The sequence below is a fragment of the Devosia albogilva genome, assembly GCF_042685625.1.
GTDB classification, from domain to species: domain Bacteria; phylum Pseudomonadota; class Alphaproteobacteria; order Rhizobiales; family Devosiaceae; genus Devosia; species Devosia albogilva.
This window is the reverse complement of sequence record NZ_JBHUNP010000001.1, coordinates 2,639,175-2,651,828: the sequence shown is the minus strand read 5'-3', so window position 1 is coordinate 2,651,828 and position 12,654 is coordinate 2,639,175. Positions and strand designations below refer to the sequence as shown.

Here is a 12,654-nt window from a genome sequence, read left to right as displayed (position 1 = left end):
GTTCACCCCGGCTCCCTCAGTCTTGAGAGACGGCCGCGCAGCGCCGGTTCGCTCACAAAAAGGGCCGCAGTGGCAAACGACAGGCCGCCGAGGCCAACTGCACGGATCATCATACTGTCAACAAAGCTTAGAGCGATTGCTGAAAGGGTGAGGACTGCTAGACTCCGGAATCGGGCTGGGGCGACACCGGCCCACCCGACCTTTAGGACGAATCGGCTGGCAGCAAACATGGCTAAGGTATCGATGAGTACGCGCGTGAGCCAGGACAGCGCGGCGCCGACCGGCCCAAACATGCTCGTCGCCCACCACAGAATAGCCAGGAACGGCACCACCTCCGCGAGATGTATCATCGCAGTCCATTTCGGCTGTTCTGCGCTCTGAATGAGAGTGAAGGGGATGGTGGCAAGTGCGTTGATCACAACACCCAACGCAAAGATCTGTAGCAGCAGATAGCTGTTTGCTGCGAACTCAGGATCGATCCAGAAACTGAGGATCTCCTGCGCAAAGATCGCGAGCGCTGCGCACACTGGTAGAAGGCACAATGCCAGTGCGGTGACGCTCTGGCGAAACAGCGTTGTTCCGGCCGCCAAGTCCCGCGCCATCTGCGCTGCGAAAGTCGGGAACAATACGGCCGTCAAGGCGCCCGGAACGATCCAGAGTTTCGTTACTATCTCATAGGGCGTAGCGTAGTAGGCAACCGCTGTTGCCGAAACAAGAGCTCCGATGATGAAGCGGTCCGCATAGCTCATCAGCGGACTGATTGTGTTTGATACTGTCAGCCAGCCACCTATCGCGAACAAAGGTACGACATAGTCAACGCGGAAACGGAACTCCCCCCCATCAGTGGGCAGGAGCCGCATTGCTGACCAAGCATGTGCAATAAGACCCGCATAGCGGCCAGCAACAAGAATCCAGGCGATAATCTCAAGACGTGGTTCGGCGAACCACACCGCGAGAAGTGGGCCGACAAACGTATAAATTCCCATCGGCATCCGGATCAAGTTTACGATGCCGAAAGCTTGTCGCGCCTCCAGCATGCCACGAAACCCTGAGGTAAGCGTTATAGCGGGTATGGCAACGCCCATTGCCATCATGGCAGAAATGGCATCGCCGCGCTCGGGTATCGCAACGAGCAGATCCACTATATTCTCGGCTCCAGCGACCAACATTGCACCGACGAGAACACCAAGAAGGGCCATGAATGACAATGCCGTCGCGGCCGCGGGCTTTATGCGCTCTCGCTCTCCGCGGCTTTCCGCGACCGACATCTGCAAGGTGAGCGTCCGGCCCAGACCGAGGTCGAAGAGCCCGAAATAGCTGACCACTGCCCAGATAAGAGTTAGAAGGCCAAACCGCGCTGTCCCCAGCTCCTCGATTAGGACAGGGATTGTAAAGACTGCCACGAGGAGCGGCAGTCCCAGGCCAAGCAGGTTGAAGAGTGTATGACGTAGCAGCATCAGGGATGGCGATAGTGCAGATCCCGAACCTGTGCAGCTCGAACCTCACTCACCGAGTGCGGCCCGTACAACGTCAAGTTTCATCAGCACGTCCTTGACGCCGGCAACATCCAGCCTGTGTGTATTGTGAGAGGTGTAGTCTTCCATCTGCGCAATTTCCTGCTCGCCGTCTACGAAATACTTGTCATAGTTGAGGTCGCGCGCATCTGCGCGAATGCGGTAGTACCCCCCCAGATCCTCTGCTCTCACCATCTCCTCGCGAGAAACAAGGGATTCATAGAGCTTTTCGCCATGACGCGTGCCGATGATCCTTGTCTCACTACTGCTGGCTGTCAGTTCCCGAAGCGCAGTGGCAAGATCGCCAACGGTTGAAGCGGGAGCCTTTTGCACGAAGATGTCGCCGGGGCGTGCATGCTCGAAAGCGTATAGAACTAGATCGACCGATTCCTCGAGCGACATCAAAAAGCGCGTCATTGCCGGATCGGTGATCGTCAGCGGCTTGCCCTGTCGAATTTGCTCGAGAAACAGCGGAATAACCGAGCCGCGAGAAGCCATGACATTGCCGTAGCGTGTGGCGCAAACAACAGTCTGACTCACATGGCTCAGCCGTGACTTGGCAATCATCACTTTTTCCATCAACGCTTTAGAAAGACCCATGGCGTTGACGGGATAAACAGCTTTGTCGGTCGAAAGTACTACGCACCGGGATACGTCGTGCTGGATAGCGGCACGAAGTACGTTCTCCGCGCCGAGCACGTTGGTCTTGATCGCTTCCATAGGATAAAACTCGCAGGACGGTACCTGCTTCAGGGCGGCCGCGTGGAATATATAGTCTACTCCGCGAACTGCGTCCTCAACACTGTCATAGTCACGGACGTCGCCGATGTAGAACTTCACCTTATCACTGCCCAGCGAAAGACGCATGTCCTCCTGCTTCTTCTCGTCACGGCTGAAGATACGAATTTCTCGGAACGCTGAATGGAGGAAGCGGGTGAGAACCGCGTTCCCGAAGGAACCGGTGCCACCGGTGATTAAGAGAGTCTTGTCTTCAAACATCAATGTTCTCTTCAGCCGAATTCGTGCATCTGGGTAATGAGGGTGGGCCAAGCGGGTGGTGAGTAGGCGGTGGCCAGCCTGAAGCGGTCCGAATTCAGCGACCGATCAATCGAAACACTGTCATCGGGGACGATCTCTATCATCTTGCCATAGACGTCCGCGACTAGCTTTAGGAGGTCGTATTTAGCAATCGGCTCGGCCGAGACATGATAAAGGCCGCGCAGGTCGGAGTTGGGGAGCACGTGGTCGCGGATCACACGTGCAAGTTCTACTGTCGGAAGACCCGAGAAGATTGCCTTGCGGAAGCCCTTGACTCGAGCTTCCTGCGCAAGAAACCATCCGATTAGGGCCTGCGAGCGGCCGAGCTCATGGCCGATGATCGAGGTTCGTAGGGTAACTGCGTTGGGATAATCAACCTCGCCAAGCAATTTACTACGCCCATAGAGGTCTTTCGCATCCGGAACATCGGCCTCACGGTACCCGCCCTCTAGGCCGCTGAAGACGCAGTCAGTACTGACATGGACGAGCCTTGCGCCCCGAACGGCACAAAGGCGCTGCAAACGGTGCGGCAGAATGGAGTTGATCGGCAAAGCCGAGAGCGGGTCTTCGGATTCCGAGAGCTGCTTAATCAGGCCTATACAATTGATTACGACGTCCGGCTGCGTACGGGCAAGCGCTCGGGCTAACGAGTCCGGCTGTTCGCCATCAACTCCTGTCAGAACGCGCTCGTGCAGTTCCTTGGGAAGAAGGGAAACCGTTCCCGCTGAACGTGCCGTCCCATAGACTTCGAAACGAGGATCGCCCGAAAGGAAACGTAGGACGGCATTACCAAGCATGCCGGTTGCACCTAGCACAAGGATCGTTCTGGGAAATGCATCGGTCACTGTGTACTATTCCGAATAGTTCTTGACGGCTGCGGCTGCTGATCGTCTCGTGGCAACCGCTTGTTTGAGATGGCGCTCAAGTTGCAAGGCGAGCTTCTTGGGAGCAAGCCTGGCCTCAAAGTACGCGCGACCGGCGTTGCCCATTTCTGTGCGTTCCAATGGTGTCATCCTTATGAGTTTGTCCACCGCTTTTGCAAGCGCTGCCGCATCCTCTGCCGGAACTGTGAAGCCTGCCCCAGCCTCCGCAATGATCTCGCCAGCCTCGCCATCCAGACTGGCCAAAATCGGCCTGCCAGCTGCAAGATACACCGGGACCTTGCTTGGTACGGTCAAAGCCAGGTTTTCAGACCGAGCAAGAGTAACCAATAGGGCCGACGCCTGGTGAAGAATGGCCGGCATCGCACTGGCGGGATAGCGGCCTACCAAACGCACACGACTCTCCAGCCCACGGCTTACAATCTCGCTCTGAAGCCAGGCAGTACGACTGCCCGAACCCACAATCACAAAGCGACATTGCGGCTCGTTTACACGTTCCGCGGCCTCCAGGATAGTCTGCAGGGATTGGGCCTCTCCTAGATTGCCTGCAAAAACTATGTTGAAGCCGGCATCAAGCTGCAACGGCGGCTCTTTGTCGATTTCTCCTAATTCGCGGCCGGGATTGGGGTGGACGAGAACTGGCACCCCGGGCCCGGCAACCTTTTGGATTGGGTTCACGAACCCCTTTGACTGCGCTAGTAACAGGTCGCTTCTGCGATAGATGAAGCGTGCGACTCGGGCCACGGCATTGATCACGCCCTCGGACTTAACCGCACCTGTGGAGCGAAGTGTGTCCGGCCACAGGTCTTGAACCCAGATTACGAGTGCCGCACCCTTGATGCGACTGACCAAAATCGCGGGTAGAGCCTGAAGGATGGGAGAGACCGCGTAGACGAACACTACATCGAAGTTTTGCCTGCGCAGAAGCAACGGTCCCAACAAAGCCGCCCCCAGAATGAACGACGCATAGTTCAAGACGCGTCGCAGCCCTCCCTTCTTCCTTGGGACGACTGGAACCCTTACGATTTCGTAGCCTTGAGGATGTCTCTGTCGGCCGAAGCGCCAAGCGCGGTAGCCTTGAAATGTGTCTCCATCGGGATAGTTTGGCTGACCGGTAAGAACAGTAACCTCGCAGCCATTGGCGCGGAGGTCAGACACGACATCGTTGATGATGAAGTTTTCCGGCCAGTAATACTGCGAGAACAACAACACGCGAAGCGGCTCCGCACCTGGCCCACCCACATGCGAGTCTCTCAGCGCCGGGGACGCGGCAGTACCGTTCTCTGCTGCTTTCATTCAGGGTTGGTCTCCGTTCGGTGAGCTTGCAAGACCTGAACAACAATCCAGCCCCTGAGAGTTGGGGGGCAGAACCCGGCGATGTGTGTCGGTCGATAAAGCCGATGAGCTGACGCGGGCAGAGTCACCTTGCGGAATTGACATCCACTCACGCAACAGTGGTGAGGACGCCGCGGCGATAAGGTAACTCAACCTGTTTCCAGTTCGTTAGCCTTCATAACCCCTGGCGATCCGTTCTGTTGTATTCGGCGGCGCTGACGGCGCCACGAGTGCTTCCCCTCCGCGTTTAGCTTCGCAGTCAAATCGGGGCAACGGTCTACCTAGGAAAATCGTGCCTGGCTGCAACAGGATTGAACATCTCCTCCCGCGGAGACAGGGGCGTTCAACATACTGAAGATACTAAGCATTCCGGGCGACCACGCCCAGTCAAGCTGCTTTTGCGTGTTACTCGGGTGATGACTGACAACGAATCGGCCCAACACACGCTAACCGGAATGCCTGCCACGATCGGGGCCCCAAGCACATCCGCACTCGGCCCTTGTCTATTGAACCAACAGAAGGCGGCGGCTTCATCCCAGATACCGCCGCGCGATGGACTTACGCTCAGGCATACTTGAGCTCAGATCACAGCGCCCGCGAGGCTGCGGATTCGGCTCATAACAGGCGTCGCTTGCACGGCAGTCTAGAATCCCCGCAGACAACCAGCCCCTCGACATCGATCGGGACAACCGTTGGGGCTCCATGCCTAGGCATCTAACGCGCTTTCGCAACCCAGCCCGGTCACTCGCGCCCCCCTTACCAACAAAGGACCCGAGAGCGTCACAGCACCGACAGGGGATCAGACATGACACGGCGGCTGAGGAGCCGTAGTTTTTTCTAATATTTATTTTAGGTTTCCGCTGCTGAAATTGTGTGCACGTCGTCGCATAGGTAGCGGAGAACAGACCATCTTAATACTAGTTCCAAACGTCGGCGTCGATATTCTCCACATACCGCGCCACAACGTTCATCGACCGCCAACCGCCGGCCCGCATAATTTGAAGAATGCCTTTTCCATCGAGGGTGAGCTGTTGTGCGGCGCCAACTCGCAACGAGTGCCCCGACACTTTCTTGCTGACATTGACCTCCACTGCCCTGGCGGTGATGCGTTTGAGAATGCGGGACACCGTCGCCGGCGTAAGGTGAAGAGCAGGCACCCGGCGGCGATACACGGGGCGGAGGAGTGGGCCCCGTTCGGTTCCCAGCTTGTCAAGCCACGAGTCGATCAGCGCCGTAGATTGGGTTGACAGATGGGCAATGCGACCGGTGCCTTCGGGATCATTCTTTGCGCGGCGGACAAGGACCGTGTAGCGCCCCTGTCCAGTCCGTGTCAGATCCTCGATGGAGATCGAGACCAGTTCACCGCGGCGGCAGAGAGTGTCGAAGCCGACACTGACCAGCACCTTGTCGCGCAGGCCCATCAGGTCGTCCGCGCAGGCGGCCAGCAGCTGGTCGCGCAAGGTGGCGGTAATGCCCAAGGCCTGTTTTGGCCGCGTCGGCTGCGCCCGGCGGGCGCGACGCATGGCGAGCTCCACATCCGGATGAGCTGTAGGATCCTTGAGGTCAGACAACTGGTGGATCTTGCGGATGGCACACAGCCGCTGCTTGAGAGTGGCCGGTTTCAGCCGGGCACTCTCCTCGTCGAGATAGGCGGCGACAGTCTCAGGGCTGGCGGGCAAAGCCGGCCGGCGCCGACGGCGGCACCAGCTGGAGAAAGCGACGAATCCGCTCCGGTAAGCCCGGAGCGTGTGGTCGGAATAGGCGCCTTCGAGGCGCTGGAGAGCGTCAGGCCAACTTGGCATCACCGCCCCCATCGCCCACGAGATCCGTATCAGCTGGCAAGTCGACCTTCGCCGCCACGTCAGTGGTCGCGCCGCTTCCCCGAACCAGATGCGGCGCGATGACTGCATCCAGCTGCTCGCCCGTGAGCAGCCGCTGGTCTGCCAGCGCTTTCGCCAGCGACTGGATGGCCACGCGGTTTGCCTTGACGAGGCGGTGCGACCGGCCCAGCAGTCTCTGCAGGTGCGTTTCGACCTGGCCGAGCAGTTCGCCGGCGTTGGTCGAAGCGGGCGCCAGGGTTCCAAAGAGACCCCACTCCGAATGGGCGCGGGTGAGAAGCTGCACCGCGACCGAAAGATCTAGGGCGGCACCGGCATGAGCGCCCTTGTTGCCGAGCACCGTGTCGGCAGCGCGACCGGCAAGCAGCATCGTCACATAGTCTTCCACCTCCTGACGGTTCGGAAAACTGGAGGGAGCAGCTGCGCGGGTGACCCCGCCCTTAACACCCTGCGAGACGATGCTCACGCTATCCACATCGATATCGAGAAGACGCGCCACCAGCGTGTGGCCGGCCTCATGCACGGCCACGGCGTTGATCTCCTCCAGAGTTCTGGTGTCCGGCGGCACCACGGCACCCACAAGGTCACGGAACTCGAGTGCCCTGCCCTCACGCCGGGCCACTGCTCGGGCCGCACGCACCCATCCGGCGATTGCAGCTGGAGTGGATCCCATGGCGAAGGGGGTGATGGTCGCAAGATCAGCGTTGCCGATTTCACTGCCAACATAGTGTTCGAAGATCGCCTGGATCTCGGTTTCAGTCCGAGGCGGCGTAAGCTCGACGCGCTGCTCGATACGGCCGGGGCGGACCAGCGCCGTGTCCAAACGGTCATAGTAGTTCGTCGCGGCCAAAAGCAGCACTTTTTTGCCCGAGGCACGCAGGCGATCTACCTGGGTCAGCATCAGGTTGATGACGGTACTCCACCACTGCAGATCCTCTTGTTTGAGGGCAGCCCGGTTCGGCAGGGCGTCGAGCTCGTCGAGGAAACCCACCGCGCAATCCTGAGACAAAAGGCCGTCGAAGAAGCTGGTGCAGGCCTTCGACACGCCACCCAAATGACCGTCGCTGGTAGTGAACCACTCCCCGATCGTAGCCGGGTGGAACGTCCACCCGGCGGAGCGGGCGACTGCGCCAGCGATCAGGGTCTTGCCGGTGCCAGGCGGTCCGCACAGCACCGCGTGGCGCAACTCACCCGCCGGCATCTCCCCGGCGGCCACTGCTTCCAGCTGGGCGACCAGGTCGTGCGCCCAGTCGTGGACCTCACCGCTGAGCGGCAGCTCTTCGATCGTCGGATGCTTGCTATTGCTCTCGGCCCGCTGGGTCGCCAGGCTGGAGGCGCGGCGCAAACGGTCACGACATTCGCGCGCCGTGCTACCGGAGCGCAGCGCCAACAGCAGAGCCGGGAAGTCGAGACCTGCGAAATCGCTGTCGACGAGTTTCTGGACCCGCCCACCCGTGACGCTCTTGATGGCACGGCGGACAAGCGACGCATCCACAGGCGGCAGTTCGAGGCGGACATCGGCAGCGGACAAAACCGACGGCGGCAGCAGGCTGGTGTCGTGAACGCAGAGCACCACGTGATGACCCGCTTCGATGCGGCTCAGCATGCTGTCACCGACCCACTTGTTGTGGTCCTTCTTCTGCTCGGTGACGGCGGCCGCCCAGCTGCGCTCATAGACCTGGGCGATCTCGCTGACGAGTGCGGTCGACCAGGCGGCGGAGGGGGTGGTGATGACGATCACCTGCGGGGAGGTGCGTGCGAGCGCCTGGCGCACCTGGCGGGTGTTGGTGCCAACCAGGGCAGCCCGGATCAGGGCGCGCTGCGCATCCGGGGCCGTGAGGGACTCGTGCTCGGTAGCGTCGTCGGGATGGAAGTCGAATGAAGACATGACTGCTCCTGGCGTGGTGCAGACACCACGCTGATTTGGGAAGGAATGGGAGAGCTTTGGAGCGGCCGGAGCCGCCCCAGGAGGGAACGGCCTAGTGGGCCGGCGAACCGTCCAGCGGAATCTGAGGCACCGGGCGCCAGACGCGCCCCTTGTGCCCGACGCCGACCACAAAGCGCGCAGCGCTGCTGGGGCCGTCGAAGGCGACATCGCGGGTCAGCACCAGGCATCGTCCGGCTTGGGCAAGGCCACCATCATGCAGAAGTTCCTGGCGCTGACGCAGCGGACCGTTGCCGGCCGAGCGCAGGACTTCGGTCCGGACCAGGCTGCCGCTCTTGACCACGAAACGGCCATTCTCGATGCGCGCCGTCGCATGAACGCCGCAGGCGGCGAGATTGAACAACTGTCCCTCCGCCTTGCTGGTCGTGGCGGTTGCCGCCGGCAGCAGCGGATCCCGGACGGCAACCGCTGCGGGGTGGGGTGTGGGCGTCTCTGCCGCCGCTTCGGTGGGCGGCAGGAAAGCGAGGCCCGCCTTGGCCACAGCCCCGATCACCTCGCGGACGAAGCGGTCGACCTGGCCGAATGCCAGCATGTCGACGTCGTCGCCCACCGGCAATTGCCGGTTCGCCAGCCGGAGCACACCGTGACGCTCGACCTCCTGGGCCATCATCCGCTCGGCCACCCGGAACTGCGCTTCGGTCAGCACATCGTTGCGGTCGACCGCAGCGATTACCATGTCCGGCCAGCCATGCTCGAGCAGGTGATTGCTGGCGACCAACCGGCCGCTGAGACTACCGGAACGGCCGACATAGACCGCGTCCGCAAACATGGCCAGATAGATGCCGGGACGTTCGAGCATGGCTTCGGTGCGGAACACCGCCCGGTCGCTCCATTGGGCACAGAAGATCTCCGCCTGCGGCTTGGCGATCCGCAGCCGGTGGAGCCGCCCCTTGCGCGAGGGGTTGAACGGCCCGTCGCCGCCATCACCACCGCCATCCCCATTGCCGCCGCTGGCAGCAGCGGGCAGGTCGCGACGGCGGATGATGGTGTTGGCGTCGACCACCCCGGGGTCAGCGGTCAGCAGGCCGTGGCGAACCAGCTGCAGCACGGCCTTGACCGGTTTGGGGTAGTCGACGAGGAGCGCGGCTAGATCGCCGAGCGCCGCCGAGCCGGTCTCGTCGACGCGGGAAAGGATCGTCACCTGGGCGTCCTCGTCGACCAGCGGGTCATTGACGAGGCCGGGGAGGTCTGCCCAGTGCTCGGGCAGAACGGGATTGGGGAAGGTTTTGGGATGGACGTTGCGGACGCAAGCGTCCTCGCCCACAATGGCGTCAGCCATAGTAGTCTCCTGTGTACGCAGTGAGACCTGTGGTCAGGCTGGCGGGGTGCTCGTAACACCCTGTCAGCCGCCGGTGCCGGACCGCAGGATCGGTCCCGGGAATCGGGCCGACGGGAACGAAGGTGGTACGGGGTCACAGAAACTTCAACACGCCCCGGCTGATCTGCTTCGGAATGGTTAACGCGGGGCTGCCGCGCTTCGTCGCATTGTACGGGTGGCGCCGTCAGACGCGGGCAGATGTGGCGGCGGAGACGCCCGGTTTTGCTGGGGGTGGGCGATAACGGGCACTATCGCGCCCCAACTGGATGAACTCGGCATTTGCCGCGCTGCGCTCCCCCGACTCTATCCCCGACACCGCTCCTCCCCCACCCACAGCCTCACGGTCTCCCCCGCCGCCTCACCCAGACTCAGGCACTCCTGCCCCTCGCTGCACAGGGTCCAGGGAGTGGCGGTCATCCCAGATGCGGCGAGTGTGAGAGTTTCAAGGGGCGGCAGGTTGGGCCGGTAGCTCCAGCGGCCGTTGGCCAGCACGGCATCATCGGGCAGGTCGATCCCTGCCCCGGCCCCTTCCACGCTGGCCTCGACCAGTTGCAGCCCTGCTTCGGTGACCAGCCAGTTCTCGGACCATTGCGTCCGCTCCACCGAATGGGTCCAGTCCAGCGTGAAGCTGGAGACGGCCAGTGCCGTCACCATCCCCGCCGAGGCGATGCAGAGCATCACGGCACTGCCGCCGCGCTGCGGCGCCTCGAGCGCCACCAGTGCTGGCCAATGAACAGAACCGCAGCGGCGAAGCCGAGTTCGTCGGTGAGGGGCAGGGCCAGCATCAGCAGGACGCCGATCGCAAACGCAGCTGCCCGCTCGAGCAAATTGGCCGGCATGAACAGATAGCCGACCACCGCCACGCCCCACAGCCCGATGGCCAGCACGGTCTTGGCCACGATGTAAATGACCTCGACCGGATAGCCGAACTGCGCGGCAATGGCGCCGCCGTCCTGCAGCATCAGCGACGGGGTGTAGACGGCCATGAAGGGCACGATGAACCCCGCCGCCGCCAGCTTTGTCGCCTGCAGCGAGATCTTGAGCCCCGAGGTCTTCGCCATCGGCGCCGCGGCAAAGCAGGCCAGTGCCACCGGCGGCGTGAGGTCGGCCATGATGCCGAAATAGAACACGAACATGTGGCTGACGAGCAGCGGCACGCCGAGCTCCAGCAGCGCCGGTCCCGCCAGTGAGGAGGTGATGATGTAGTTGGGGATCGTCGGAATGCCCATGCCGAGCACCAGGCAGGTGAGCATGGTCAGCACCAGCGACAGGAACAGATTGCTCTCGCCGATCTGGATGATCGCGCCGATAAAGGTCGACGCAATGCCGGTGAGCGTCAGGGTGCCGATGACGATGCCGACGATGGCACAGGCAATGCCGACCGGCAGCGCGTTGCGGGCGCCCTCGGCCAGAGAATCGCGCACGATCAGCAGAGTTTCGCGGCCGCCACGCACCACGAGGCAAGCTGCGACCAGCGCCCCAATGACGATCACCAGCAGGTTCACCCCGAAACGCAGGAACGCCGCCGCCGCCAGGCCGAGCGCGATCCAGAAGACGTAGCGGAACACACGCGGCCCAATGGCAGCCGCGAGCGGCGTGCCGAGGATCAGCACCACGACCAGCGCCAGGCCCATGGTGCCGGCGAAGATCGGCGTGTAGCCGGCAAACAGCAGATAAACGAGGGCCGCCAGCGGCAGCACCAGCGGCCAGTGGTCGCGTACGGCGTGCCAGGGATTGGGCAGTTCGGCCCGGCTCATGCCGCTCAGCCCGCCCTTGCCAGCCTCGAGATGCACCACCCAGAAGCAGGTGCCAAAATAGAGGATGGCCGGAATGATCGCCGCGGTGACGATGCTGGCATAGGGCACATCCAGCGTCTCCGCCATGATGAAGGCCACGGCGCCCATGATCGGCGGCATGATCTGGCCGCCCATGGACGAGGTCGCCTCGACGCCACCGGCGAAGGCGGAGCGGAAGCCAAACCGCTTCATCAGCGGGATGGTGAACTGGCCGCTGGCAACCACGTTGGCCACACCTGAGCCCGAAATCGTGCCCATCAGCGCCGAGGACAGGGTGCAGACCTGCGCCGGCCCGCCCCTCCAGCCGCCGACAAGCCCGAGCGCGAAATCGTTGAACAGCCGGATCATGCCGGCGCGCTCGAGGAAGGCGGCAAATACCACGAAGATGAAGATGTAGGCCGCCGACACATAGACCGGCGTGCCATAGATGCCCTCGGTGCCGAAGCCGAAATGCTCGATGATCTGGGCGAGGTCATAGCCGCGATGGACGAACGGCCCCGGCATGTACTGACCGAAGAAGCAGTAGGCGAGGAAGATCCCGGAAATGATGGCCAGCGGCCAGCCCATCAGGCGGCGCGCCGCCTCGAACACCAGCGCAATGGTGACCGCACCCACGACCAGATCGAGCGGAGTGAGGAAACTGCTGCGCCGCAGCAGGTCGGCATAGAACACCCAGTTATAGACCCCGGTGAGGAAACCGAGCACGCCAAGCGTCCAGAACAGGACCCGGGTGACGGTGCTCCTGGCCACCAGATTGCCGATCAGTCCGAAGCCCAACAGCAGCAGGAAAGCCACGTGCATGGCGCGCACCACCTGGCTCGGCAGCGTGCCATAGGCCGCAGTCCACAGCTGGAACAGCGCAAAGGCGATGGCGATCGCGAAGGCGACGGTGCCCATGATGCCGGTGCCGAAGCCCGGCGGCAGGCCCTCGACATGTTCTTCGGCGCCGGGCGCGCTTTCCAGCGCCGTCGGTGAAACGGTCATCGAGT

General features: G+C 62.1%; 9 protein-coding genes. All 9 read right to left on the bottom strand.

Annotated features, from left to right (window positions below; all coding sequences use genetic code 11):
• Positions 1-2: 2 nt before the first annotated feature.
• Entirely contained in the window at positions 3-1,457 is a 1,455-nt protein-coding gene (locus ACFSX5_RS13335) for a flippase (protein WP_386834077.1), read from the bottom strand.
• Between the two features lie 45 nt (positions 1,458-1,502).
• On the bottom strand, positions 1,503-2,513 hold the full coding sequence (locus ACFSX5_RS13330) for a polysaccharide biosynthesis protein (RefSeq protein ID WP_386834075.1): 1,011 nt from the start codon (positions 2,511-2,513) through the stop codon (positions 1,503-1,505).
• An 11-nt stretch (positions 2,514-2,524) separates the two neighbouring features.
• Positions 2,525-3,397, bottom strand: a complete 873-nt coding sequence (locus ACFSX5_RS13325; RefSeq protein ID WP_386834073.1) for a dTDP-4-dehydrorhamnose reductase family protein — start codon at positions 3,395-3,397, stop codon at positions 2,525-2,527.
• Positions 3,398-3,403: 6 nt separating this feature from the next.
• Positions 3,404-4,729 carry a glycosyltransferase family 4 protein gene (locus tag ACFSX5_RS13320; protein WP_386834071.1) on the bottom strand — a complete coding sequence of 442 codons (1,326 nt, stop codon included), beginning with the start codon at positions 4,727-4,729 and terminating at the stop codon, positions 3,404-3,406.
• Positions 4,730-5,685: 956 nt separating this feature from the next.
• Complete coding sequence (locus ACFSX5_RS13315) at positions 5,686-6,570, bottom strand: tyrosine-type recombinase/integrase (RefSeq protein WP_386834069.1); 885 nt, start codon at positions 6,568-6,570, stop codon at positions 5,686-5,688.
• Positions 6,554-8,494: an AAA family ATPase gene (locus tag ACFSX5_RS13310; protein WP_386834067.1), complete on the bottom strand. Its 1,941-nt coding sequence runs from the start codon at positions 8,492-8,494 to the stop codon at positions 6,554-6,556. The genes ACFSX5_RS13315 and ACFSX5_RS13310 overlap by 17 nt, the downstream gene beginning before the upstream one ends.
• Positions 8,495-8,585: 91 nt before the next feature.
• On the bottom strand, positions 8,586-9,830 hold the full coding sequence (locus ACFSX5_RS13305) for a DUF4357 domain-containing protein (RefSeq protein WP_386834066.1): 1,245 nt from the start codon (positions 9,828-9,830) through the stop codon (positions 8,586-8,588).
• Between the two features lie 342 nt (positions 9,831-10,172).
• On the bottom strand, positions 10,173-10,586 hold the full coding sequence (locus ACFSX5_RS13300; RefSeq protein WP_386834064.1) for a DUF1850 domain-containing protein: 414 nt from the start codon (positions 10,584-10,586) through the stop codon (positions 10,173-10,175).
• Positions 10,547-12,649: a TRAP transporter permease gene (locus tag ACFSX5_RS13295; protein ID WP_386834062.1), complete on the bottom strand. Its 2,103-nt coding sequence runs from the start codon at positions 12,647-12,649 to the stop codon at positions 10,547-10,549. The genes ACFSX5_RS13300 and ACFSX5_RS13295 overlap by 40 nt, the downstream gene beginning before the upstream one ends.
• Positions 12,650-12,654: the final 5 nt, after the last annotated feature.